Source organism: Pseudomonas sp. AD21, from assembly GCF_002878485.1.
GTDB lineage: Bacteria > Pseudomonadota > Gammaproteobacteria > Pseudomonadales > Pseudomonadaceae > Aquipseudomonas.
Map to the genome: position 1 here is coordinate 147,613 of NZ_NQYG01000007.1, position 23,594 is coordinate 171,206.

The following is a 23,594-nucleotide window of genomic DNA, read 5'->3' on the forward strand; positions in this document are numbered from 1 at the left end:
GAAAACGACATAACTATGTATTGCACATCGTGTGATGCGCGATGGTTGAATGACAGAGCGCTGGCCGCGGTGGTGGTTCAACGCCTAGACTTTGCCGATCTTCAGTTCAGGAACCGCCCGTGACTTCAATCTTCTGGTACGACTACGAAACCACCGGCATCAATCCCCGCAACGATCGCCCGCTGCAGGTCGCGGGGATTCGCACCGACCACGACCTCAATGAAATCGACGAGCCGGTCAACCTCTACTGCCAGCCCAGCGAAGACATCCTGCCGCATCCGGCAGCGTGTGCGATCACCGGCATCACCCCGAGCCGTCTCGCCGAGCAGGGGCTGAGCGAAGCCGACTTCATGACCCGGGTGCATGCGCAACTGGCGGCGCCCGGCACTTGTGGCGCGGGTTACAACACCTTGCGTTTCGACGATGAGATGACCCGCTACAGTTTGTACCGCAACTTCTTCGACCCGTACGCCCGCGAGTGGCAGGGCGGCAACAGCCGTTGGGACCTGATCGATGTGGTGCGCGCCGCCTATGCGTTGCGTCCCGATGGGCTGGTCTGGCCGACCGATGACGAAGGCAAGGTCACCCTCAAGCTCGAGCGCCTGACGGCCGCCAACAACATCGACCATGGGCATGCCCACGAAGCCCTGTCGGACGTGCGCGCAACCATCGCCCTGGCGCGGTTGATCCGCGAGAAACAACCGAAGTTGTATGACTGGCTGTTCCAACTGCGCAGCAAGCAGAAAGTCATGGATCAGATTCGCCTGTTGCAGCCGATGGTGCATATCTCCGGGCGCTTTTCGGCGGCTCGGCACTACGTCGGCGTGGTACTGCCCTTGGCCTGGCATCCGCGCAATCGCAATGCGTTGATCGTCTGTGACCTGCACCTTGACCCACAAGGCTTGCTGGATCTGGACGCCGACAGCTTGCGCAAGCGTCTTTATACCCGCCGCGACGACCTCGCCGAGGGTGAACAGCCAGTGCCGCTTAAACTGATTCATATCAATCGTTGCCCGGTGGTGGCGCCGTTGTCGGTATTGCGTGCCGACGATCAACAGCGTCTGGGGTTGGACATGGCGCTGTATCAGGCACGTGCGCTGCGGCTAAGTGACGCACAACAAGTTTGGAAAGATAAAGTTGCGGCGATTTACGCCAGCGAAGACTTCACCCCGAGTGAGGACCCGGAACAGCAGTTGTACGATGGATTTATCGCTGATCGCGATCGGCGTCTATGCGAGCAAGTGAGGACGGCGGATCCGGCGCAATTAGCGCAAGAACACTGGCCGTTCGATGATGAACGTCTGCCCGAATTGCTCTTTCGATATCGCGCACGAAACTTTCCCGACACGTTGAATTCTGCTGAGCAAGAGCGCTGGAGAATATTCTGCCAGCAGCGTTTATCCGAGCCGCAAATGGGCGCACCTAATACCTTGAGCTCTTTTGCCGAAGCCGCGCAGCAATGGGCGCTTAGTGCTACGCCGATACAGAATCAAGTGCTCAATGAGTGGCAGAATTATGTCGAGGCATTGCGCAATCGTTTGAATCTTTGAATTCGAACATAGTGTGTCCATGAAAGGACACGCATAAAAAAACGCCAGCGTATGCTGGCGTTTTTCATGGGCCGCCGAATCAATCGGCGACCGGCGCTGCGGCTTAGCCCAGCAGGGTAGCCCAGCCTTCAACCACGTCACCGCCCCACTTGGCTTTCCACTCTTTCAGAGTCTTGTGGTTGCCACCTTTGGTTTCGATGACTTCGCCGTTGTGCGGGTTTTTGTATTGTTTAACTTTGCGCGCGCGCTTGGTGCCGGTAGTTTTTACTGCGGCGCCACGGGTGCCTTTGGTTTTCGATTCTGGATCCAGCAGGGCGATAATGTCACGCAGGGACTTGGAGTATTCGCCCATCAGGGTGCGCAGTTTGCCTTCGAATTCCAGCTCGGCTTGCAATTTGTCGTCTTGCGACAGGTTCTTCAAACGGGCTTGCAGCTCTTTGATGGCTTCTTCGGTGGCGCGATATTCGTTGATCAAGGACATGGTAACTACCTTATGCGGATGTGTTGAATGGCAGGGGACAGTGCCGCAATAATAGTCAGGCTGTTTCATCAAGTAAACATTTAACCGGTTTTTTTATTTGAATTAGTTACGTGGAATAACCGGTAAATTGAATGGTCATTTAAATAATGTGATGCAGTCATCACGAATATTCACAATTATCTGGCCGAACAGCTTCACTGAAGGACTATCGATTTGCCGCGCAGGGCCTCAGAAGCCGGTAATCGGGTCTACCTGCGGGGATGTGGTCATCAATACTGCAGTTTCCGCGCACAGTCGCTAGAATGGCCGCCTTTGCGAAGTTCTGGAGTTTTCCCCCCATGCGCACCTTTCGGTTGGTGATTTCCTGCCCTGACCGCGTTGGCATCGTTGCCAAAGTCAGTAACTTTCTGGCATCCCACAACGGCTGGATCACCGAAGCGAGCCACCACTCGGATAATCAGAACGGCTGGTTCTTCATGCGTCACGAGATCCGCGCCGATTCGCTGCCGTTCGGTATTGAAGTGCTGCGCGAGAAGTTTGCGCCGATCGCCGAAGAGTTCTCGATGGACTGGCGCATCACCGACACCGAGCAGAAAAAACGCGTGGTGCTGATGGCCAGCCGCGAATCCCACTGCCTGGCGGACCTGCTGCACCGCTGGCACAGCGATGAGCTCGACTGCGAAATCTCCTGCGTGATTTCCAACCACAATGACCTGCGCAGCATGGTCGAGTGGCACGGCATTCCTTATTACCATGTCCCGGTCAATCCGCAGGACAAGGAACCGGCGTTCGCCGAAGTCTCGCGTCTGGTCAAACAGCACGACGCCGAAGTGGTGGTGCTGGCGCGCTACATGCAGATCCTGCCGCCGGCTCTGTGCCGTGAATACGCGCACAAGGTGATCAACATTCACCACAGCTTCCTGCCATCGTTCGTCGGCGCCAAGCCGTACCATCAGGCGTCGCTGCGCGGCGTTAAACTGATCGGCGCGACCTGCCACTACGTGACCGAAGAGCTGGACGCCGGTCCGATCATCGAGCAAGACGTGGTACGCGTCAGCCACAGCGACAGCATCGAAGACATGGTGCGTTTCGGCCGTGACGTCGAGAAGATGGTGTTGGCCCGTGGCCTGCGTTATCACCTGGAAGACCGCGTGCTGGTGCACGGTAACAAGACCGTGGTGTTCTGATCGAACCCACGCGTACTTGAATAAAGAAGGGCCTGGGCGTTCAATCGTTCCAGGCCCTTTTTTCGTTTCAGCCCTTGAGGAACTGCCCGTGAGCGATCCACTGGACAAAGCCACTTCGAAAGCGCCGGCCACTCTGGGTGAAGGCTGCTTGAGCCGCTACGATCCGGATGACCTGAGCCCGGAAGACGGCACCGAGTTTCCCGGCGCGGCAGAACTGTGGGAACAGCTCAAGGATGAGCCGGACGAACCTAAGACGCCTGCTTGAGTTTCAGCAGCTTCTTGAGCAGTGGCCGCCCCAGCATCAATAGAAACACCGGGCCGCCCACCAGCAGATAGAAGTAGAACGTCACCACCCGCCAGATAAGAATTGCCGCGGCAGCGGTGGATTTGCCAACCATCGGCGCCAGCAGCGCCGCCGACGTCAGCTCCGCGGCGCCCGCGCCACCGGGTAACAGGCTCATTTGGCCGGCGCCCAATGACAGCATCTGCACCAGAAAACTCCAGGCCCATTGCAGGTCTGCGCCCAGCCCGCGCAAGGCCAGGTACAACACGCTGTAGCGCAGCAGCCAGTGCATGCAGGTCAGGGCGAACACCTTGAACAGGGTCTGCCACGGCAGCTTGAGCGTGTCGATAAACGCATCGAGAAAGTGCAACAGCTTGCGCGCCCAGCGCCGGCGCGTCGCGGGCTGCACGTTCAGGCGGGCGAGCAGGCGCCCGCTCAGGCGGATCAGGCAGCGGTGGTAGCGCGCCAGCAGCACGCAACTGAACAACCCGCCGAACAGCGACACGGCGCTGACCATCAGCAACCACTCCAGGCGGTTGCTGAGGTGCTGAAACAACGTGTAAATCAGAATGCCGCTCAGGGCGCAGAGAAAGAACAGCAGGTCACTCAACTGATCCATGGCAAACACCGCGCTGCCACGGGCCGGGCGCACGCCGCAGCGGGCCAGCAACGCCATGATTGTCAGCGGCCCGCCACTGCCGCCCGGAGTGGCGCAATAGGCAAACTCGGCGGCCATGACCACGCCGAGGCTTTTCAGCGGCGTGACCCGCTCGCGCTGATCGCCCAGCAGCAGACGCAGGCGCAGGGTGTTGATGCCCCAGCAGAGCAGGATCATGCCAAACATGATCAGCAGCCATTGCAGCGGAAAGTTCTGCAGCCGCGCGCCGATCTCTCCGCCGCCAAGCAGCACTGGAATCAGCACGGCGGCGAGCAGACCGATCAACAGCACAATGCCGCGACTCATGCCGCGTGTCCCATGCGCTCACGTTGTTGGATCAGCCAGTCGATTTTGTTCATGGGCTTGCGTCCTTCCGCCAGCAATCGTTCAAGGGTCTGTAGCCAGTAGTCACGAGCGAAGCCGTGGCGCATGTCCACCGGGTGCAAGCCTAGACGAATCACCGCAGCGTCGCGCCAGTGCCGTTCGCGCTGGTCGCTGACGATTTTTGACAGGCCCCGGCGCCAGGCACTGCGCGCGCTCCAGACCAGACCCGGGGCGTCGATGGGGGTGAAATCCGGCAATTGATAAAGATGTTGCGGGTCGCTGGTGTAGCGCAATGGCAACTCGCGAAGGGCTTGGCGCGTGCCCTCGCTCATCAGCCACGCCGGGGCGACGAAGCCGTGCAACGGCCAGTTATTGCGCTGGAACAGCTCGATGCCGGCACGCAGGCGAGCCAGGGCGGCCTCGCGAGACAAACGATAAAATTCGCCTTCGTGGGTGTAGATCCGGCGGATGAACCAGTCGCGGGGCGTGGTTGGCATAGGCTCGCGGTCGTCATGGTAATAGCCGTGCAAGGCCAGTTCATCGCCAAGGGCCAGCCGCTCGCCGAGTATTCGGCAAAACGCTGGATGATCCTCAAGTGCGTCGTGACCATGGAAATCCGGAACCACCAGCCAAGTCATCGGCACGCCGCCGATCGCATCGACCGCCTCGACAAATGGCCGATAATCCGCCCATGTCGACGGCGCCACGTCGTGCAGCACCAGCAGCACGGCGGGGCCGTTCAGGGAGTCAGCCATTGGCCACCCGTGGCAACGATAGGCCAAGGACCGCGCGGTAATGACCGAGCAGGCTGTCGACCACGCTGTCCCAGGCGTAATGCTGTTCGACATGTTGCCGCGCCTGTTGGCCGAGCTTCACGCAACCGCGACTGAACAGCTCGCGCACGGCATTGGCCATGGCTTGCGGATTATTTGGCGCACACAGCACGCCGCAATCGTCGTTAATGATTTCCTCGAAGGCCCCGGCCGCCACCGCAACCACCGGAGTGCCGCAGGCCATGGCTTCAAGGATCACCAGACCGAAAGTTTCCTGGTCACCGGCATGCAGCAGGGCATCGGCACTGGCCATCAACCGGGCGACGGTGGGCGCGGGGCAGAACGAATCGATGACGCTGACATTGTCCGGGACCACCGCAGGCATCGACGAGCCAACCAGCAGCAGGTGATAGCGCGGGCCGAGGCGTTGCAGGCACTTGAGCAGTACGCGCAGGTTTTTCTCTTTGGAGCCGCGTCCGGCAAAGATCAGCAGGCGCGTGTCTTCGGCAATCCCCAGTTCGGCGCGCAGGCCGTTGTCGCGGGCGTCAGGGTGAAAGGTTTGCAGGTCCACCCCCAGCGGCTGCACGAAAACGTTGTGCACCCCAAGCCCCGTGAGCTTGTCGGCCATTACCTGGCTGGGCGCCAGCACCCGGTCGAAGTTGCCGTAGAGTTTGGTGACGTACGCCTCGACATTCGGCGTGAGCCAATGGCCCATGCGGTTGCCGACCAGCAGCGGCAGGTCCGAGTGGTAAAACCCGATCACCGGCACATCCAGTTGGCGCCGTGCGTCCAGCGCCGCCCACGCGGTGAGATACGGGTCGCCGACTTCAATCAGATCCGGCTGCAAATCCTGCAGGACGTTGCGCCACGGCGCAAGGCGCAGCGGGAAGCGATAGCCTTTGCCGAAGGGCAGGGCAGGCGCGGGCACCGTGTAGACGCCGTCGTGTTCACCCAAATGCGCGCCGGGAATCAGCAGGCTGTGGCGAATTCCGGGTTTGACGCTCAAACGGCGGTGCTTGGCGTCCAGATAGGTGCGTACGCCGCCGCTGGCCGGGGCGTAGAACATGGTGATGTCGGCGATGTGCACGGTGATCAAGCCTCCGCTGCGTGGTTCTCCCTTGGTTGACCTTTATCAGGAATAGATGTTCGGTCGGGATTGCGCGGTGGAGCTGAAGAACGCCCTCACCCTAACCCTCTCCCGGAGGGAGAGGGGACTGACCGAGTTGTTCTCTCGAGTTACACCGACCTGAAATATCCAGTCGAACTCAGGCTTTGAACAGCATGAAGATCGGCTCCCTTTCCCCCTCGCCCCCCTGGGGGAGAGGGCTGGGGTGAGGGGGTAAGGCTCTTGATCTTCAGATGCGGAAGCTGCCAACCAACTGCTTCAACCGCGAAGCCTGCTGCTCCAGATCCGAACAAGCGCGCAAAGTCGCCTGCAAGTTCTCCACACCTTCCTGGTTGAGCGTATTGATCTCGGTGATGTCGACGTTGATCGACTCAACAACAGCGGTCTGCTCCTCAGTCGCCGTGGCCACCGACTGGTTCATCCCGTCGATCTCGCCGATGCGCTGGGTCACGCTGTTCAAGCGTTCGCCGGCGAGGTTGGCGATTTCCACGCTGTCCTGGCTGTGGCGCTGGCTGTCACTCATGGTGCTCACCGATTCGCGGGCGCCGACTTGCAGCTCCTCGATCATGGTCTGCACCTGCTGCGCCGATTCCTGGGTGCGGTGCGCCAGGTTGCGCACTTCATCGGCCACCACGGCAAAACCACGGCCAGCCTCACCGGCACGTGCCGCTTCGATGGCGGCGTTGAGCGCCAGCAGGTTGGTTTGCTGGGAGATGCTGGTGATCACTTCCAGAATCTGCCCGATGTTCACGGTTTTGCTGTTCAGCGACTCGATATTGGTGCTGGAGGCGCTGAGCATGCTCGACAGTTGATTCATCGCCTTGATGCTGCGATCCACCACTTGCTGGCCGTCTTCGGCGAGGCCACGGGCGTCACTGGCCTGGTTCGAGGCTTGTGCGGCGTTGCGGGCGATTTCCTGAGCGGCGGCGCCCAACTGATTGATCGCGGCGGCGACGCTGCTGGTGCGCGAGGCTTGCTGGTCGGAGTTGTACATCGACGAATTGGACGCCGCGACCACGCGCAGGGCGACTTCGTTGACCTGCCCGGTAGCGGAAGACACTTCGCGGATCGAACCGTGAATACGCTCGACGAAACGGTTGAACGCGGTACCCAACACACCAAATTCATCGTTATTGACGATGTTCAGGCGCTTGGTCAGGTCGCCTTCGCCGTCGGCGATGTCTTCCATGGCGCGGGTCATGACGTGCAGTGGCTGGATCAGCAGGCGAATCAGCATCCCCAGCAGCGCAATGATGATCACCACTGCAATCACGGTGGCGATCACCGCCGAGGTGCGAAACTGGCTCAGCATCGCGAAGGCTTTGTCCTTGTCTACCGACAGCCCGATGTACCAGTTCACCGAAGGCAGGCCCTTGATCGGGGTGAAGCTGACGATGCGGGTCTTGCCATCGACCGTGATTTCACTGAAGTCGCTGCTGATGCGCGGAGTGTCCTGCGGATAGGCTTCTTTCAGCGACTTCATCACCAGTGCCTTGTCCGGGTGCACCAGGATCTTGCCGTCGGCGCTGACCAGGAACGCGTAGCCCATGCCGGAGAAGTCCCGGGCGGTGAGGGTGTCGACCAGGGTTTGCAGGCTCAGGTCGCCGCCAACCACGCCAACGCTCTGGCCGGCCTTTTTCGAGGCGGTGGCGATGGAGATGATCAACTGGCCGGTGGCGGCATCGATGTACGGTTCGGTCAGGGTCGAGGCGCTGCTGCTCTCGGCGCCTTTGTACCAAGGGCGAACCCGTGGGTCGAAACCGTCCGGCATCTTCACGTCCGGACGGATGGTGAAGTGACCGGTGGCATCGCCCAGGTAAGTGGCCATGAACGTCGAGGTCAGGGATTTCTGTTCCAGCAGACTGGCAACGTTGGCGGGTTCCGGGTTGATGGCGATATTCTGGGCGGCGTTTTCGACCAGCAGAATGCGGCCGTTGAGCCAGGTCTGGATGTTGTCGGCGGTGACTTCGCCCATCTCGTTGAGATAGTTGTTCAGGTCATCGCGGATCGCGTTGCGTTGCAGCCAGTCGTTATACAGCGTGAACGAGGCGAAAGCGGCGATGACGATGAGGGCGGCGGCAAGCAAAATTTTATGGCTGAAGCGCAGATTTTTGTTCATGGCTTGGGGTTCCGCTAAGGTCTTAATGTCCTGGGCGTGCTTTTATAAAGACGCGCAATATGGGCAAGGGTGAAAACCAACTGATATTTCCGTCTCTCCTTAGGGAAATGTCCGACTCGACCTTTCGGCCGGGTACTCGCCTTGTTTATCGGCCATCGCGAATTAAAGATTAACCATAGGTGACAAAATGCCTGACACATCGCAACTCGTTATCGGCGCCGATCTGGCGGGGCAACCGATTGCTCAGGCCATGCGCCTGGCGAACCGACACGGGCTGATCGCCGGTGCAACCGGGACCGGCAAGACGGTGACCTTGCAGCGCCTCGCCGAGGCATTCAGTGATGCCGGGGTGGCGGTGTTCGCCGCTGACATCAAGGGTGACCTGTGCGGCCTCGGTGCCGCCGGCAATCCGCAGGGCAAGGTCGCCGAGCGTATCGCCGGGATGCCCTGGCTCGACTACAAGCCGCAGGCTTATCCGGTGACGCTGTGGGACATTCACGGGGAATCCGGTCATCCGTTGCGTACCACCTTGAGCGAAATGGGCCCGCTGTTGATCGGCAGCCTGCTGGAACTGACTGACAGCCAGCAGTCGGCGCTGTACGCGGCTTTTAAAGTGGCGGACCGCGAAGGCCTGTTGCTGCTGGACCTGAAAGACCTCAAGGCGCTGCTCAATCACCTCAAGGACAACCCGCAGTTACTGGGCGAAGACGCCGCGCTGATGACCACTGGCTCCAGTCAGGCGTTGCTGCGCCGGCTGGCGACCCTGGAGCAGCAGGGCGCTGAAGCGCTGTTCGGCGAACCGGCGCTGCAACTGCAAGACATTCTGCAACCGACGGCTGACGGTCGTGGGCGCATTCACTTGCTCGATGCCAGCCGTCTGGTACACGAGGCGCCGAAGGTCTACGCGACGTTCCTGTTGTGGCTGCTGGCCGAGTTGTTCGAGCAGTTGCCGGAGCGCGGCGATGCCGACAAACCGCTGCTGGCGCTGTTCTTCGATGAAGCGCATTTGCTGTTCGGCGATACGCCCAAGGCGTTGCAGGACCGGCTGGAGCAAGTGGTGCGGCTGATCCGCTCGAAAGGCGTGGGGGTGTATTTCGTCACCCAGTCGCCGGGCGACTTGCCGGATAACGTGCTGGCGCAGCTTGGCCTGCGGGTCCAGCACGGCTTGCGCGCGTTTACCGCCAAGGAGCAGAAATCCCTGCGGGCGGTGGCCGATGGTTTCCGGCCGAATCCGGCGTTCGACACGTTGTCGGTGCTGACGGAACTGGGCATCGGCGAAGCATTGGTCGGTACATTGCAGGAAAAAGGCACGCCGGAGATGGTTCAGCGCGTGCTGGTGGCGCCGCCGCAGTCGCGGATCGGACCGTTGAGTGAAACCGAGCGCACGCTGCTGATCGCCGGCTCGCCGTTCAAGGGGCGTTATGACAAGCCGATCGATCGTGAGTCTGCGTATGAAATCCTGATGGGCCGTAAAGGCTTGGCGCCGGAGGCTGAAGCGCCAGCGGGCAAGCCAGCCGCCGAGGAGCCGAGTTTGGCCGACAGGGCAGGGGAATTCCTCGGCACCGCAGCAGGCCAGGCGCTGAAGTCGGCCATGCGTCAGGCTGCCAATAACCTCGGCAAGCAATTGGTGCGCGGTTTGATGGGCTCACTGCTGGGTGGCAGCAAACGCCGCTGATCCCAGCTTGCAGGAGATCCAATTGTGGGAGCGGGCTTGCTCGCGAAGAGGCCGTGTCAGACGCCATATTGGTTGAATGACACACCGCTTTCGCGAGCAAGCCCGCTCCCACACTCAGAGAGCTGTCAGGTCTTGTCTTTGGCGTGCGCCGCCAGGCGCTCAAGCGCGGCACGCAGACCCGGATCGCTGATCCCGTCGGCTGTCGACTGAATGGTCGCTGCCGCATCGTTAGACAGATCCATCGTGTGCCCGGCAGGCCCGTGCTGCACGATCGGTGGTCGCACGGTGAATTTGATCCGCGTCAGGCTGGCGAATTCTTCGAATAGTTGCAGTTGCCGCTGCAGGCGTTTTTGCTGGTAGCGCAGGCGCGTGGCCCAATGGCCGTCAGTCACCACCAGCGAAAGTTCGCCTTCACGCCACTTCGCCACACGGCAATGTTCGCGGGCGGCAGGTTGCAGTTGGCTTTCGAGCAGGCGTTGCAGATGACCCAGGCGTTGGGCATGGCCGAGGATGGCTTTGAGCGGCTTGGCTTCGCGAAGCAGAGCGGCGGGGGGTCTGGCTGTAAGAGGGCGAAATGCCATGATCGAACACCTGAAGTAACAGAAAGGCCATGGTAGCAGAAAGGCCGAATTCACTCGCCCATTGCTTTTGCCCCCGCTTTACCCATTAAATCAACGACTAACTTCTTCCTTGTATGGCTTGAAGTTGAGCAAAACGCCCCTATTTTAAGTGAGCCCCGTCAAAGCGCAGTGCCAGCATCGTGGAATATCGCCACTTTCCTCACCACCGTTTCCGGGTAGAATGCTCGTTCGCATGCGGCCATGAGGGCTGCACGGGCGACGCTCACGGGGCCGCCCTCCATCCCTTTAGTGTGGAAGATCCTGCCGATATGTTTGCGCCTTTGTTAAAGAAACTTTTTGGAAGCAAGAACGAGCGTGAAGTCAAACGCATGCTCAAGACGGTGCAGCTCGTCAATGCCTTCGAAGAGCAAATGGTGGCCCTTTCGGACGATCAATTGCGCGCCAAGACCGATGAGTTCAAGGCCCGCATCGCCAAAGGGGAAACCCTCGACAAGCTGTTGCCAGAAGCCTTTGCGGTCGCCCGTGAAGCCGGCAAGCGCATCATGGGTATGCGCCACTTCGACGTGCAACTCGTCGGTGGCATGACCTTGCACGAAGGCAAGATTGCCGAAATGCGCACCGGTGAGGGTAAAACCCTCGTAGCGACCCTGGGCGTTTACCTCAACGCGCTGTCCGGCAAGGGCGTGCACGTTGTGACGGTGAACGACTACCTGGCGCGTCGTGACGCCAACTGGATGCGTCCGCTGTATGAATTCCTCGGCCTGACCGTCGGCGTCGTGACGCCGTTCCAGCCACCGGAAGAGAAGCGTCTGGCGTACGCCGCCGACATCACCTACGGCACCAACAACGAATTCGGTTTCGACTACCTGCGCGACAACATGGCGTTCAGCATGGAAGAAAAATTCCAGCGCGAACTCAACTTTGCCGTGATCGACGAAGTCGACTCCATCCTCATCGACGAAGCGCGTACCCCTCTGATCATTTCCGGTCAGGCCGAGGACAGCTCCAAGCTGTACATGGAGATCAATAAACTGATCCCGCAGCTGGAACTGCACGTTGAAGAAGTCGAAGGCGAAGTCACCAAGGCCGGGCACTACACCGTTGACGAGAAGACCCGTCAGGTCGAACTCAACGAAGCCGGTCACCAGTTCATCGAAGACATGCTCACCGGCGTCGGCCTGCTGGCTGAAGGCGAGAGCCTGTACTCGGCGCATAACCTGGGCCTGCTGACCCACGTCTATGCCGGTCTGCGTGCGCACAAACTGTTCAACCGCAACATCGAATACATCGTGCAGGATGGCCAGGTCGTACTGGTCGACGAACACACCGGCCGTACCATGCCGGGCCGTCGTCTGTCCGAAGGTCTGCACCAGGCTATCGAAGCCAAGGAAGGCCTGAACATTCAGGCCGAAAGCCAGACCCTGGCATCGACCACGTTCCAGAACTACTTCCGTCTGTACACCAAGCTGTCCGGCATGACCGGTACCGCCGACACCGAAGCGTTCGAATTCCACCAGATCTATGGTCTGGAAGTGATGGTCATTCCGCCGAACAAACCGTTGGCGCGTAAAGACTTCAACGACCTGGTGTTCCTGACCGCCGAAGAGAAGTACGCGGCCATCGTTGCGGACATCAAGGAAAGCATGGCAGCCGGTCGTCCGGTGCTGGTGGGTACTGCCACCATCGAAACTTCCGAGCACATGTCCGCATTGCTCGTTAAGGAAGGCATCGAACACAAGGTTCTGAACGCCAAATTCCACGAAAAAGAAGCTGAAATCATTGCGCAGGCCGGTCGTCCGGGCGCGCTGACCATTGCTACCAACATGGCCGGTCGTGGTACCGACATCCTGTTGGGCGGTAACTGGGAAGTTGAAGTTGCGTCGCTGGAAAACCCGACCCCTGAGCAGATTGCCCAGATCAAGGCCGACTGGCAGAAGCGTCACCAGCAAGTGCTGGAATCCGGCGGTCTGCAGGTAATTGCCTCCGAGCGTCACGAATCGCGTCGTATCGACAACCAGCTGCGTGGCCGTGCCGGCCGTCAGGGTGACGCCGGTTCGAGCCGCTTCTACCTGTCGCTGGAAGACAGCCTGATGCGCATCTTCGCCTCAGACCGGGTGAAGAACTTCATGAAAGCCCTGGGCATGCAGCCGGGCGAAGCGATCGAGCACCGCATGGTGACCAACGCGATCGAGAAGGCGCAGCGCAAGGTTGAGGGCCGTAACTTCGACATCCGCAAGCAACTGCTCGAGTTCGATGACGTCAACAACGAACAGCGTAAAGTGATCTATCACATGCGTAACACGTTGCTGGCCGCCGACAACATCGGTGAAACCATCGCCGACTTCCGTCAGGACGTACTCAACGCCACCGTCAGCGCCCACATTCCACCGCAATCGCTGCCAGAGCAGTGGGACGTGGCCGGTCTGGAAGCGTCGATTGCCAGCGATTTCGGGGTGAAACTGCCGATCCAGCAATGGCTCGACGAAGACGATCACCTGTACGAAGAGACCCTGCGCGAAAAACTGATGGTCGAGCTGATGGCCGCGTACAACGAGAAAGAAGACCAGGCCGGTGCCGAGGCACTGCGCTCCTTCGAGAAGCAAATCGTACTGCGCGTACTGGACGACCTGTGGAAAGACCACCTGTCGACCATGGACCATCTGCGTCACGGCATCCACCTGCGTGGCTATGCCCAGAAGAACCCGAAGCAGGAATACAAGCGCGAGTCGTTCACGCTGTTCTCCGAGCTGCTGGATTCGATCAAACGCGACTCGATCCGTGTGCTGTCGCACGTTCAGGTACGTCGCGAAGATCCGGAAGCCGAAGAGCAACGCCTGCGTGAGGAAGCCGAAGCACTGGCCGCCCGCATGCAGTTCGAACACGCCGAGGCCCCTGGTCTGGACCAGCCGGAAGTGCTGGGTGAAGAGGTCGATGTGGCCCTCGCCACCGCGCCGGTTCGCAACGAGCAGAAGCTGGGCCGCAACGAACTGTGCTACTGCGGTTCGGGCAAGAAATTCAAGCATTGCCACGGGCAGATCCAGTAACCCCCGTTTCAATCGCTGAAATACCCGCGCCGCGACCGGCTCCTGCCGTCGCGGCGTTTTGCCATTTAAACCACCGCCATTACTGTGAGCGGTGCTGACATCATTGAGTAAGGAGCGCATTCATGGCTGTTGGTCTTGGTCCTTTGCCAACGTTGCACCCGGTTGCCGGTTTTGAACTCGGTATCGCCTCGGCCGGCATCAAGCGCCCCGGGCGCAAGGATGTGGTAGTGATGCGCTGCGCCGAAGGTTCGACCGTGGCTGGCGTGTTCACGTTGAACGCTTTTTGTGCAGCGCCAGTGATTCTGGCCAAGAAGCGCGTGCAGAACGCCGTGCGATACCTGCTGACCAACACCGGTAACGCCAATGCCGGCACCGGCGAACCGGGTCTGGCTGCTGCCGAACGCACTACTGCGAAACTGGCTGAGCTGACCGGTGTTGATGCCAGCCAGATCCTGCCGTACTCCACTGGTGTGATCGGGGAGCCTCTGCCGGTCGAGAAGATTGAAGGCGCATTGCAAGCCGCGCTGGACGACCTGTCGGAAAACAACTGGGAAGCGGCCGCCACCGGCATCATGACCACCGACACCTTGCCCAAGGGTGCCAGTCGCCAGTTCCAGCATGACGGCGTGACCATCACCGTCACTGGCATCAGCAAAGGTGCGGGGATGATCCGTCCGAATATGGCGACCATGCTCGGCTACATCGCCACCGACGCCAAAGTCTCCCGTGACGTGCTGCATAACCTGATGCTCGACGGCGCCAACAAGTCGTTCAACCGCATCACCATCGATGGCGACACCTCGACCAACGACTGCTGCATGCTGATTGCCACCGGCAAGGCAGCATTGCCTGAGATCACCCGTGCCGAAGGCGAGCTGTTCGCCAAGCTCAAACAAGCAGTGTTCGAGGTGTGCATGGACGTGGCCCAGGCCATCGTGCGTGACGGCGAAGGTGCAACCAAGTTCGTCACCGTTGAAGTCAACGGTGGCGGCAACCATCAGGAGTGTCTGGACGTCGGCTACACCGTGGCGCATTCGCCGCTGATCAAGACCGCGCTGTTCGCTTCCGACCCGAACTGGGGCCGCATTCTGGCTGCCGTTGGTCGTGCCGGCGTGCCGGAACTGGACGTGAGCAAGATCGACGTGTTCCTTGGCGATGTGTGCATTGCCAGCCGTGGCGCCCGTGCGGAGACCTACACTGAAGCGCAGGGCTCGGCAGTGATGCAGCAGGAAGAGATCACCATCCGCATCGAACTGGGCCGTGGCGATTGCAGCGAAACCATCTGGACCACCGACCTGTCGCATGAATACGTGAAGATCAATGCCGAGTACCGTACCTGATCTAATCTGAGACCGAGTCGCCGCCATCGCGAGCAGGCTCACTCCTATAGTGGTTTTGTGAACGACACAGATCTCCTGTAGGAGTGAGCCTGCTCGCGATGGCGACTAATCAGGCACCAAGAACTCCAGCCTGATCCTCCTGACGAAAAGGCGCCACACCATGTCCCTGCACCTGATCATCGGCGACAAACTGCTTTCCTCCTGGTCTCTGCGTGCCGCACTGGCCGTTGAGCTGACCGGCGCACCCTATACCGAAGAACTGATCAAGCTCGGCAAGCCCGACACTCGTGAGCGGTTGCTCAAGCATTCGCCGACCGCCAAGGTGCCGCTGCTGCAAACCTCTCGTGGCACGATTGCCGACTCTCTGGCGATTGCCGAATACCTGGCTGAGCAGTTCCCGTCCGAACAACTCTGGCCGACCGACCTTTTCGCCCGTGCCCAGGCCCGATCCGCCTGCGCGCAAATGCACAGTGGCTTTTTCGCCATGCGCAATCATATGTCGTTCAACCTGAGCCACGACGCACCGCTCAACCCGGTGCCGCCGGAGGTCAAGGTCGATATCGAGCGCATGCTCGCGCTGTGGGCTGAATGCCGTGCCGCTGCCACTGAGCCGGGGCCCTATCTGTTTGGCCGCGTGAGCCTGGCCGATGCGTTCTTCGCACCGATTGCCGTGCGTCTGCGTACGTATCAGGTGCAGCTGCCAGCCATCGATCAAGCTTATGTTGAAACCGTCTACCAATGGCCCGCCTTCAAGGCGTGGCAAAAGGCTGGACTGGAGGAGTTGAACCCGTGAAACGCGTACACGTCGCCGCCGCCGTCATTCGTGACGACAGTGGCAAGATCCTGATTGCCCGCCGTGCCGACACTCAGCATCAGGGTGGTCTGTGGGAATTTCCCGGCGGCAAGGTCGAGGCTGACGAATCCGTCGAGTGCGCGCTGGCTCGCGAGCTTCAGGAAGAGTTGGGCATCGTCGTCGGTGCTGCTCGTCCGCTGATCAAGGTTCGCCATGACTACCCGGACAAGCAGGTGTTGCTGGATGTCTGGGAAGTCTCGAGCTTCAGCGGTGAGCCGCACGGTGCCGAAGGTCAGCCACTGGCCTGGGTGACCGCGAAGGAGTTGGCGAACTATGAGTTCCCGGCCGCCAACCAGCCGATCGTTGCGGCGGCGCGCTTGCCCGGCGAATACCTGATCACCCCGGAAGATCTGGAGGCACCGGCCCTGCTGCGTGGCATCCAGAAGGCGATCGCCGGCGGGATCAAACTGATCCAGCTGCGTGCGCCGAACGGCTATGACCCCAAATACCGCGATCTGGCGGTGGATGCGGCCGGTCTGTGCGCCGGCAAGGCGCAGTTGATGATCAAGGGACCGTTCGAATGGCTCGGCGATTTCCCGTCTGCCGGTTGGCACATCACCGCCGCGCAACTGCGTAAATACGCCGAAGCAGGGCGACCGTTGCCGGCGGAGCGCTGGCTCGCGGCTTCGTGCCATAACGCCGAAGAACTGGCGCTGGCTGAGCAGATGGGCGTGGATTTCGTCACCCTGTCGCCGGTGCAGCCGACCTTGACCCATCCGGATGCGCAGCCGTTGGGCTGGGAGCAGGCTCAGGTGTTGATCGAGGGCTTCAGCAAGCCGGTGTTTCTGCTTGGCGGGGTAGGGCCGGCGGAGCGCGAGAAGGCGTGGAGTGTTGGGGCTCAGGGTGTGGCGGGGATTCGGGCGTTCTGGCCAGAAGCTTGATTGTGTATTGAGGCTGATGGCCTCTTCGCGAGCAAGCTCGCTCCCACAGTTGATCGGGTTCCTTCAGTTGGAATGCAATCAACTGTGGGAGCGGGCTTGCTCGCGAAGGCGTCCTGTCAGGCGCTACTTATCTAAAGGTTTGGCCGCCGGCTGCCACAAAATCTCCGCAATCCCCTGGCGCCGCGCAATCAACCGCGCCGCCACAAACAGCAAATCCGACAACCGATTGATATACGCCAGGCCAACCCCGGCCAACGGCTCTATCGCGTTCAAATGCTGACAACGCCGTTCGGCACTGCGCGCCAGGCTGCGACACACATGGGCCTGGGCGATCAGCATCGAGCCGCCGGGCAGAATGAAATTCTCCAACGATCCCAATTCCTCGTTCCACACATCGATCGCTGCTTCCAGGCGTTCGATTTCCGCCGTGTTCAGCGCCTGATATTCCGGCATGGCCAGTTCACCGCCCAGGTCGAACAGGCGATGCTGGCAGGGGGCGAGCACTTCGATCAGCTCATTCAACCCCGCAAATGCCTCACGCTCGGCGAGTAAACCGGCCAGCAGCACACCGATCTGACTGTTCAGCGTATCGACTTCGCCAATGGCTTCGATTCGCGGGTGGTCCTTGGGCACGCGACGGCCATCGCCCAGGCCGGTTTCGCCTTTGTCGCCAGTGCGGGTGTAAATCTTCGACAAGCGAAAGCCCATGGGTTACCTCGGTAGTTGATTGGTTTCGGCGGCGATGGCCGCCGGTTGGGTCAGTGGCAGGCGCAAGGTGAAGCAGGTGCCCTGGCCCGGCGCGGATTGCACTTCCATCTGCCCTTTGTGGTTGTTGGTGATGATGAAGTACGACACCGACAGCCCCAGCCCTGTGCCCTGACCGATTTCCTTGGTGGTGAAGAACGGTTCGAAGGTGCGTTTGCGCACGTTTTCGCTCATACCGATGCCGTTGTCCTCGACCTGAATCTCGGCCCATGGCGGGTTCAGCTTGGTGCGCAGAATGATTCGCCCCGGCTCGCTGTCGTCTGCGCGCTGGTGAATGGCTTGCGCAGCGTTTTTCAGCAGATTGAGCAACACTTGCTCCAGTTCGTTGGCGGTGCCCGGCACCGGGCCAAGCGCCGGGTCGAACTGACGGATGATCGCCTGGCCCTTGAAGTCGAAACCGATCGCCAGATCGAAGTCGTTGCCGGCAATTTCCACTGCCTGATCAATCAGCGCCGGCAGATCGCACGGTGCCATTTGCCGGGTGCTGCGCCGGCTGAAGCTGAGCATGTGGGTGACGATTTTTGCCGCCCGGGCCCCGGCCTGCTGAATGCCGTCGAGCAGTTTCGGCACTTCGCGGTTTTGCAGGTACAGGTTGACCGTGTCCAGCTCGATGCCGAGTTGTTCGGCGGTTTCGAGGTTTTTCGGCAGGTCCGGCGACAGCCGTCGGCGAATGTTCTGCACGTTGTGCAGGATCGCACCCAGCGGGTTGTTGATCTCATGGGCCATGCCGGCGGCAAGGCCGCCCACCGAGAGCATCTTTTCCGATTGCACCATCATTTCTTCCAGTGACAAGCGCTGGGTGATGTCGTCGATGCGGATTACCACACCACGCCCGGCGCCGCCCATCAGCGGATAAAAGGTCAGGGCGTAATGCTTGGGTTCGTCATCCTTGAACCAGGTCACCCGCTCGATTTTCGCCACCGTGTGTTCTTCCACGGTCTGCTTGAGTTGCGGCAGGAACGGCTTGAGCGGCTCGAAGGCGAGGAAGATCGGCTGGTTCAGCGCTTCATCCAGGCGCGTGCCGGAGAGAGCGCTGGCTTCCTGGTTCCACTGGGTCACGTAGAGTTGTTCGTCGAGGGCGATCAACGCCGAGGGCATGGAGTCGATGATGCTGTTGAGGTAGTTCTGAAACCCGGTGAGCTTCTTCTCGATCTTGCTGCGCACCTGGACTTCCAGTTCCAGCTTGCGGTTGGTGTGGCGGGTTTCTTCGGCCAGACCCTGAGCCTGATCGTAGGCGGCTTGCGAGTCGTCACGGGCGCGTTTGAGTTGCTGTTCGCGGGCTTCGATGCGCGACAGCATGGTGTTGAACGCTTCGGCGAGGCTGCCGATTTCATCGTGGTTGCCGCGCGAGGCGCGCAGGGCGTAATTCTCTTCGCGAGTGACCTGACGCGAGAGTTCTTCCAGTTCATGGATCGGGCGGGTGATCAGGCGTTTGATCTGTCGGGCAATCACCAGCCACAGCAGCACACTGAAAATCAGGATGCCGAGGCTGGCGGTCAGCGTGCCGGTGTAGAACGCCATTGGCAGTTCACTGCTGGCGACCAGCAGCAGATGCCCAGGCTCAGTCCCCGGACGGGGCAGGGTGATCAGTTGATTGCTGCGAAACTCGGTGAGCTGCCAGGCTTCGACGTGCCGATAGCGCTCCGGCAGATTGAGCTTGTCGCCACGCTGCACCTGGGCGATCCGGTCACCCTTGCCGTCGTACAGCGCCGCCGCGCGCAGCGGCGAGTAGCTGTCGAGTTCCTTGAGCAGGCGTTCGGCGCTTTGCGGTGACTCCAGGGCCTGTGCAACCAGGCTGGGGTTGGATATCAGCCGGCCGATGGTCTGCAGGGCCTGCGGCGCCATGCTTTCCTGGGAGATGTAATAGGCGGCGCTGATAAAGGTCAGGTTGGCGACCAGCAGAACGGTGGTCAACAACACCAGCAGGGCGGCCAGCAGTTTTTGGCCGACCGGCAGGTTTTCAAGGCGCTGGCGCAATGGCATCAGGTTTATCGCAGCAAAGGAACAAGTGGGCAGCGTAGCCGCTGCTCAGTCGCTGGGCAATCCAAGGGTGTGCAGATGGCCGACCAGACGCTGCTGCAATTGCTTGAGGTGTGGCAGGTTCAGTTGATGGCGCGTGGCGGCTTTGCAGGCGTGGCCCAGCAAGTAGCTGATTTCGGTGCGGCGCTGGTTCGCTACGTCTTGGTACATCGAGGAGTAATTGGCCGCCGTGGCGTGGATCACCCGCTCGACTTCCTGTTGCAGATTGACGGCGGCTGCCGGTTGGCCGCAACGTTCCAGCAGCTCGGCCAGTTCACTGCACAGTGTGGCGACTTCGCATTGATGCTGCTCAAGCCCGCCGTTACGGCAATCGTGGAGCACGGTCAGCGGATTGATCGCGCAATTGAGCGCCAGTTTTCGCCACAGCCGGGTGAGGATGTCGGTGCTCCATTCGTGGGGGATTTTCGCTGCTTGCAGATCATCCAGCCAGATTGGCGCCACCGGGTGTCCGGCATCGCCCAGCCAGGTAAAACCATGGCCGGCAAACACCACGCGCCAGTCGCCGTCGCGGAAGGCGCCTTCGGTGCTGGAGGCGCTGATGCAGCGCGCCAGCGGAACGAGCGCCGCGACGGCGTCCTGACTGCCGAGGCCGTTCTGCAGCAGGATCAGCTCGGCATCCGCTGTCAGGCGCGGGGCGAGGCGGGCGACGGCGCTTTCGGCGTCATAGGCTTTGCAGGCGACCAGCAGTCGGCGGATCGGTTCTGCATCGTCCGCCGTTTGCGCGGGGACGGCGTAGGTGTTGGCTGCGCCGTGTTCGACGAGCGTCAGGCCACCGGCCGCCTGATAGCCGCGCAAGCGCTCGGCATCACGCACGATCAGCCGCACCGACAGCCCGGCCCGGGCCAGACGCGTGGCCCACAGGGTGCCGAGACTGCCGGCGCCGAGAACGTGCCATGGGGTGGACATCAGTTTTTCACTCGGTAAGGTACTGGCATGCAAGGCTCGCCGTATCGGTGGGAAAAGACCCGTTATAATGAGCCGGATTTTAACCGCAAGCCAAGCGCGCTCCATCCTGATCGAGCGCGCCTTTTTTATTGGAGAGATTACATGCCGTCGTTCGACGTGGTATCCGAACTGGACAAACACGAACTCACCAACGCGGTCGAGAACGCCGTGAAGGAACTCGATCGTCGTTATGACCTGAAAGGCAAAGGCAGCTTCGAGTTCAAGGAAAAGGACCTGACCGTCAACCTGACCGCTGAAGCCGGGTTCCAGCTGGAAGCGATGATCGAGATCCTGAAGCTGGCCCTGACCAAGCGCAAGATCGATGTGCAGTGCCTTGAAGTAAAAGACGCTTACGCCTCGGGCAAGCTGATGAAACAGGACGCGATCCTCAAGGAAGGCATCGACAAGGAGCTGGCGAAGAAAATCGTCGCTCACATCAAGGACGCCAAGCTCAAGGTGCAGGCCGCCATTCAGGGCGAGCAGGTACGTGTGACCGGCAAGAAGCGCGATGACCTGCAGGAAGCCATTGCTGCACTGCGTGCCAAAGAGTTCGGCATGCCACTGCAATTCAACAACTTCCGCGACTAAGTTCGGTCAGATGACCCACTTTTAATTTGTGAACAGCCCGGGTAGCCGGAAATCAGGAGATGGAAGATGGATTTGAACGCTGAAGTAGACAACCTGGTCAAGGCATCCCAGGCGTGGATTCCGATGATCATGGAGTACGGCAGCCGCGTGCTGCTGGCAGTGATTACACTGGCGATCGGCTGGTGGCTGATCAACAAGGTCACGCAAAAGCTCGGCGGCCTGCTGGCTCTGCGCAACGCCGATCTGGCGCTGCAAGGCTTCATCAGCAGCCTGGCGAACATCATTCTCAAGGTGTTGCTGATCGTCAGTGTGGCCTCGATGATCGGTGTCGAAACCACCTCGTTCGTTGCCGCGATCGGTGCGGCCGGCCTGGCTATCGGTCTGGCGTTGCAAGGCAGCCTGGCGAACTTCGCCGGTGGCGTGCTGATTCTGCTGTTCCGTCCGTTCCGTATCGGTGACTGGATCGAAGCGCAAGGCGTGGCGGGTACTGTCGACAGCATCCAGATTTTCCACACTGTGCTGCGTACTGGCGACAACAAAACCATCATCGTACCGAACGGTAACCTGTCCAACGGCATCATCACCAACACCAATCGTCAGCCAACCCGCAAGGTGGTTTTCGATGTGGGTGTCGATTACGAGGCCGATCTGCAAAAGGCCCGTCAGGTGTTGCTGGATCTGGCCAAGGATGACCGTGTCATGCAGGACCCTGCACCACAGGCGGTGATTTCGACTCTCGGTGACAGTTCGATCACTGTTTCCCTGCGTGTCTGGGTTAAAACCGCGGACTACTGGGATGTGATGTTCATGTTTAACGAACAGTCGCGTGATCGTTTAAAGACTGCCGGTATTGATATCCCGTTTCCACAGCGTGTGATTCGTGTGGTTCAGGAGTCGGCAACACAATGATAGGTTGCTAATTAAATGCCTGACTAGTTGGTCAGGCATTTATTACAAGTGACAGGCAATAAAAAAGGCCCATCCGAAGATGGGCCTTTTTCATTCAACCAAACTAACCACTGACGATTACAAGATGTTCAGTGGGTACTCGGTGATCAGACGGAACTCGTTGATATTGCCTTCAGCCTGGTCGGTGTTGCCACGGTGCCATGCCTGACGGATACGGAAGGACAGATCTTTGGCCGGGCCGGTCTGAACTACGTACTTGGCTTCAAGGTTGGTTTCGTGATGTTTGCCATCTTCACCGTAACCGTACGAACGGTATGGGCTGTTGGCGTCCATTTTGGTGCCGTCGATGTCCCAGCCTTTAACATAGCGAGCCATGAAGCTCAGACCCGGTACGCCGTACTCGGCCATTTTCAGGTCATAACGAATCTGCGCAGATTTTTCGTTCGGACCGTTGAAGTCGGAGTACTGGATGGAGTTGGCAAGGAAGATCGAGTCGCCGCCACGGTTGTTGTCACCCACACCGACGTAGTCGAATGGCGTATCACCGTTGACCTTCTGGAAGGCCAGAGTAACGGTGTGTGCTTTCAGGAACGAAAGCGCAGTCGCCAGGGAGAACGTGGTGTTGCTGATGTCGCCGGCTTTCGATTGGCCAGTGTCGGTGGTGCGGTAGATGTTGAAGTCGGTATTGAGCGAAGTATCACCACTGATCGGAGTGGTGAGGTTCACGTTGGAGTAGTACTGGTTCCAGATGTCCTTGAACTTCGAACCGTAGAGCGAAACGCTCAGGTTGTCGGTGATGCCGTACTTGCCGCCGGCGAAGTCCATGGTCTTGCCAGTGACAGGGTTACTGGAGGTGCTCGAGTACTGCGAGTGCAGTTCACCGTCGCTGTTCATCTCGTCCTGGCTGGAGGCCGAGTAGAAGTGACCTGCTTCCAGGTCCAGGTTCTGGACTTCGCTGCTCTGCAGTTGGAAGCCGGTAGCGGTCTGAGGAATCAGACGCGAGCCGCCGACAGCGAATACTGGAGAGGTGCTTGGCTGGAACTCACCGAATTTCAGCTCGGTTTTGGAGATGCGCGCCTTGATCGCTGCACCGGCTTTGCCCATGTTGTTCTGGACGCGGCCCTGGGAGTCGACGCTGGTGTTGCCCGAACCGGCGGTGCCGTCGCCGCCATCCAGTTTGATGCCCAGGTAACCGAATGCATCAACACCAACACCGACAGTACCTTGGGTGTAGCCAGAGCTGAAGTTGCCCAGGAAACCCTGTGTCCAGTCTATTTGATCGTTGGAACCGCCTTTCCGGTCGCGGTTGAAGTAGTAGTTCTTCAACGTTTCGGTCAGTTTGGCGTCTTCAACAAAGCCTTTGGCTTCTGCCTGGTCACTAACAAACGGGGCGGCCGTAGCCAACTGAGTGCTGGCTGCTGCTGCAACGGCCAGTGCGATTGTGCTCCACTTCATCACGCGCATCGTGATTT

Annotated in this window: 20 protein-coding genes and 1 pseudogene; 10 read left to right on the forward strand and 11 right to left on the reverse strand. The window is 60.0% G+C overall.

The genetic code is table 11. From position 1 onward, the window contains the following. The first annotated feature begins 119 nt into the window (after positions 1 to 119). Positions 120 to 1,550, forward strand: a complete 1,431-nt coding sequence (gene sbcB / locus PseAD21_RS06750) for an exodeoxyribonuclease I (RefSeq protein ID WP_102355021.1) — start codon at positions 120 to 122, stop codon at positions 1,548 to 1,550. A gap of 103 nt (positions 1,551 to 1,653) precedes the next feature. On the opposite strand, the gene mvaT is transcribed toward sbcB, so the two are convergent. Then, positions 1,654 to 2,031, reverse strand: a complete 378-nt coding sequence (gene mvaT / locus PseAD21_RS06755; protein ID WP_003227581.1) for a histone-like nucleoid-structuring protein MvaT — start codon at positions 2,029 to 2,031, stop codon at positions 1,654 to 1,656. Between the two features lie 338 nt (positions 2,032 to 2,369). Here mvaT and purU point away from each other — a divergent pair, with 338 nt between their 5' ends. Both purU and PseAD21_RS29730 read left to right on the forward strand, forming a co-directional pair. Then, positions 2,370 to 3,218, forward strand: coding sequence for a formyltetrahydrofolate deformylase (purU, locus tag PseAD21_RS06760; protein WP_003227580.1), 849 nt, complete (start codon positions 2,370 to 2,372; stop codon positions 3,216 to 3,218). 88 nt (positions 3,219 to 3,306) lie between these two features. After that, complete coding sequence (locus PseAD21_RS29730; protein WP_178082098.1) at positions 3,307 to 3,483, forward strand: hypothetical protein; 177 nt, start codon at positions 3,307 to 3,309, stop codon at positions 3,481 to 3,483. On the opposite strand, the gene PseAD21_RS06765 is transcribed toward PseAD21_RS29730, so the two are convergent. The 5 genes and pseudogenes from PseAD21_RS06765 to PseAD21_RS30210 all read right to left on the reverse strand — a co-directional run. Next, on the reverse strand, positions 3,467 to 4,465 hold the full coding sequence (locus tag PseAD21_RS06765; protein ID WP_102355022.1) for a lysylphosphatidylglycerol synthase transmembrane domain-containing protein: 999 nt from the start codon (positions 4,463 to 4,465) through the stop codon (positions 3,467 to 3,469). The genes PseAD21_RS29730 and PseAD21_RS06765 overlap by 17 nt on opposite strands. Continuing rightward, positions 4,462 to 5,238, reverse strand: a complete 777-nt coding sequence (locus PseAD21_RS06770) for a DUF2334 domain-containing protein (RefSeq protein ID WP_102355023.1) — start codon at positions 5,236 to 5,238, stop codon at positions 4,462 to 4,464. Before PseAD21_RS06770 ends, PseAD21_RS06765 begins: the two co-directional genes overlap by 4 nt. Continuing rightward, a complete protein-coding gene (locus PseAD21_RS06775) occupies positions 5,231 to 6,322 on the reverse strand; it encodes a glycosyltransferase family 1 protein (RefSeq protein WP_178082100.1) in 1,092 nt (363 codons plus the stop codon). The genes PseAD21_RS06770 and PseAD21_RS06775 overlap by 8 nt, the downstream gene beginning before the upstream one ends. A gap of 289 nt (positions 6,323 to 6,611) precedes the next feature. Then, positions 6,612 to 7,376 (reverse strand): methyl-accepting chemotaxis protein, encoded by a 765-nt coding sequence (locus tag PseAD21_RS30205; RefSeq protein ID WP_371859049.1) that lies wholly within the window; start codon positions 7,374 to 7,376, stop codon positions 6,612 to 6,614. Between the two features lie 93 nt (positions 7,377 to 7,469). After that, positions 7,470 to 8,501 (reverse strand): annotated as a pseudogene (locus PseAD21_RS30210) (cache domain-containing protein); the annotation flags it as partial. A 187-nt stretch (positions 8,502 to 8,688) separates the two neighbouring features. Here PseAD21_RS30210 and PseAD21_RS06785 point away from each other — a divergent pair. Beyond that, positions 8,689 to 10,176 (forward strand): helicase HerA-like domain-containing protein, encoded by a 1,488-nt coding sequence (locus tag PseAD21_RS06785; protein ID WP_102355025.1) that lies wholly within the window; start codon positions 8,689 to 8,691, stop codon positions 10,174 to 10,176. 125 nt (positions 10,177 to 10,301) lie between these two features. Here PseAD21_RS06785 and PseAD21_RS06790 read toward each other — a convergent pair whose 3' ends face one another. Further along, positions 10,302 to 10,757 carry a DUF721 domain-containing protein gene (locus PseAD21_RS06790; protein WP_102355026.1) on the reverse strand — a complete coding sequence of 152 codons (456 nt, stop codon included), beginning with the start codon at positions 10,755 to 10,757 and terminating at the stop codon, positions 10,302 to 10,304. Positions 10,758 to 11,065: 308 nt separating this feature from the next. On the opposite strand from PseAD21_RS06790, the gene secA reads away from it, so the two are divergent. The 4 genes from secA to PseAD21_RS06810 all read left to right on the forward strand — a co-directional run bounded on the left by secA (position 11,066) and on the right by PseAD21_RS06810 (position 16,875). Then, the gene (secA, locus tag PseAD21_RS06795) at positions 11,066 to 13,801 is read left to right on the forward strand and encodes a preprotein translocase subunit SecA (RefSeq protein WP_102355027.1); all 2,736 of its coding nucleotides are present in this window, start codon (positions 11,066 to 11,068) and stop codon (positions 13,799 to 13,801) included. Positions 13,802 to 13,923: 122 nt separating this feature from the next. After that, positions 13,924 to 15,141: a bifunctional glutamate N-acetyltransferase/amino-acid acetyltransferase ArgJ gene (gene argJ, locus PseAD21_RS06800; RefSeq protein WP_102355028.1), complete on the forward strand. Its 1,218-nt coding sequence runs from the start codon at positions 13,924 to 13,926 to the stop codon at positions 15,139 to 15,141. Positions 15,142 to 15,301: 160 nt separating this feature from the next. After that, entirely contained in the window at positions 15,302 to 15,934 is a 633-nt protein-coding gene (locus PseAD21_RS06805; protein WP_102355029.1) for a glutathione S-transferase family protein, read from the forward strand. Beyond that, positions 15,931 to 16,875 (forward strand): Nudix family hydrolase, encoded by a 945-nt coding sequence (locus PseAD21_RS06810; RefSeq protein WP_102355030.1) that lies wholly within the window; start codon positions 15,931 to 15,933, stop codon positions 16,873 to 16,875. Before PseAD21_RS06805 ends, PseAD21_RS06810 begins: the two co-directional genes overlap by 4 nt. Positions 16,876 to 16,998: 123 nt before the next feature. Here the strand turns inward: PseAD21_RS06810 and PseAD21_RS06815 are convergent, their stop codons facing one another. Genes PseAD21_RS06815 through PseAD21_RS06825 form a run of 3 tightly spaced genes read right to left on the reverse strand, consistent with a single transcriptional unit; the run spans position 16,999 to position 20,586 of the window. Continuing rightward, positions 16,999 to 17,583: a cob(I)yrinic acid a,c-diamide adenosyltransferase gene (locus PseAD21_RS06815; protein ID WP_102355031.1), complete on the reverse strand. Its 585-nt coding sequence runs from the start codon at positions 17,581 to 17,583 to the stop codon at positions 16,999 to 17,001. Between the two features lie 3 nt (positions 17,584 to 17,586). Then, the gene (locus PseAD21_RS06820) at positions 17,587 to 19,623 is read right to left on the reverse strand and encodes an ATP-binding protein (RefSeq protein WP_102355032.1); all 2,037 of its coding nucleotides are present in this window, start codon (positions 19,621 to 19,623) and stop codon (positions 17,587 to 17,589) included. Positions 19,624 to 19,668: 45 nt separating this feature from the next. Further along, complete coding sequence (locus PseAD21_RS06825) at positions 19,669 to 20,586, reverse strand: putative 2-dehydropantoate 2-reductase (protein WP_102355033.1); 918 nt, start codon at positions 20,584 to 20,586, stop codon at positions 19,669 to 19,671. 141 nt (positions 20,587 to 20,727) lie between these two features. Between PseAD21_RS06825 and PseAD21_RS06830 the strand changes: the two genes are divergently transcribed. Together PseAD21_RS06830 and PseAD21_RS06835 are read left to right on the forward strand one after the other, a co-directional pair. Beyond that, positions 20,728 to 21,213 (forward strand): YajQ family cyclic di-GMP-binding protein, encoded by a 486-nt coding sequence (locus tag PseAD21_RS06830; RefSeq protein ID WP_003227548.1) that lies wholly within the window; start codon positions 20,728 to 20,730, stop codon positions 21,211 to 21,213. A gap of 66 nt (positions 21,214 to 21,279) precedes the next feature. Beyond that, positions 21,280 to 22,122 (forward strand): mechanosensitive ion channel family protein, encoded by an 843-nt coding sequence (locus PseAD21_RS06835; RefSeq protein WP_102355034.1) that lies wholly within the window; start codon positions 21,280 to 21,282, stop codon positions 22,120 to 22,122. Positions 22,123 to 22,239: 117 nt separating this feature from the next. Here PseAD21_RS06835 and PseAD21_RS06840 read toward each other — a convergent pair whose 3' ends face one another. Next, the gene (locus tag PseAD21_RS06840; protein WP_102355035.1) at positions 22,240 to 23,586 is read right to left on the reverse strand and encodes an OprD family porin; all 1,347 of its coding nucleotides are present in this window, start codon (positions 23,584 to 23,586) and stop codon (positions 22,240 to 22,242) included. Between the last annotated feature and the right edge of the window lie 8 nt (positions 23,587 to 23,594).

Excerpts from the sequence above, each read along its gene's own strand:
- mvaT (WP_003227581.1), bottom strand. The coding sequence starts at position 2,031 with ATGTCCTTGATCAACGAATATCGCGCCACCGAAGAAGCCATCAAAGAG.
- purU (WP_003227580.1), top strand. The coding sequence starts at position 2,370 with ATGCGCACCTTTCGGTTGGTGATTTCCTGCCCTGACCGCGTTGGCATC.
- PseAD21_RS06765 (WP_102355022.1), bottom strand. The coding sequence starts at position 4,465 with ATGAGTCGCGGCATTGTGCTGTTGATCGGTCTGCTCGCCGCCGTGCTG.
- PseAD21_RS06770 (WP_102355023.1), bottom strand. The coding sequence starts at position 5,238 with ATGGCTGACTCCCTGAACGGCCCCGCCGTGCTGCTGGTGCTGCACGAC.
- PseAD21_RS06775 (WP_178082100.1), bottom strand. The coding sequence starts at position 6,322 with ATGTTCTACGCCCCGGCCAGCGGCGGCGTACGCACCTATCTGGACGCC.
- PseAD21_RS30205 (WP_371859049.1), bottom strand. The coding sequence starts at position 7,376 with ATGTACAACTCCGACCAGCAAGCCTCGCGCACCAGCAGCGTCGCCGCC.
- PseAD21_RS06785 (WP_102355025.1), top strand. The coding sequence starts at position 8,689 with ATGCCTGACACATCGCAACTCGTTATCGGCGCCGATCTGGCGGGGCAA.
- PseAD21_RS06790 (WP_102355026.1), bottom strand. The coding sequence starts at position 10,757 with ATGGCATTTCGCCCTCTTACAGCCAGACCCCCCGCCGCTCTGCTTCGC.
- secA (WP_102355027.1), top strand. The coding sequence starts at position 11,066 with ATGTTTGCGCCTTTGTTAAAGAAACTTTTTGGAAGCAAGAACGAGCGT.
- argJ (WP_102355028.1), top strand. The coding sequence starts at position 13,924 with ATGGCTGTTGGTCTTGGTCCTTTGCCAACGTTGCACCCGGTTGCCGGT.
- PseAD21_RS06805 (WP_102355029.1), top strand. The coding sequence starts at position 15,302 with ATGTCCCTGCACCTGATCATCGGCGACAAACTGCTTTCCTCCTGGTCT.
- PseAD21_RS06815 (WP_102355031.1), bottom strand. The coding sequence starts at position 17,583 with ATGGGCTTTCGCTTGTCGAAGATTTACACCCGCACTGGCGACAAAGGC.
- PseAD21_RS06820 (WP_102355032.1), bottom strand. The coding sequence starts at position 19,623 with ATGCCATTGCGCCAGCGCCTTGAAAACCTGCCGGTCGGCCAAAAACTG.
- PseAD21_RS06825 (WP_102355033.1), bottom strand. The coding sequence starts at position 20,586 with ATGTCCACCCCATGGCACGTTCTCGGCGCCGGCAGTCTCGGCACCCTG.
- PseAD21_RS06830 (WP_003227548.1), top strand. The coding sequence starts at position 20,728 with ATGCCGTCGTTCGACGTGGTATCCGAACTGGACAAACACGAACTCACC.
- PseAD21_RS06835 (WP_102355034.1), top strand. The coding sequence starts at position 21,280 with ATGGATTTGAACGCTGAAGTAGACAACCTGGTCAAGGCATCCCAGGCG.
- PseAD21_RS06840 (WP_102355035.1), bottom strand. The coding sequence starts at position 23,586 with ATGCGCGTGATGAAGTGGAGCACAATCGCACTGGCCGTTGCAGCAGCA.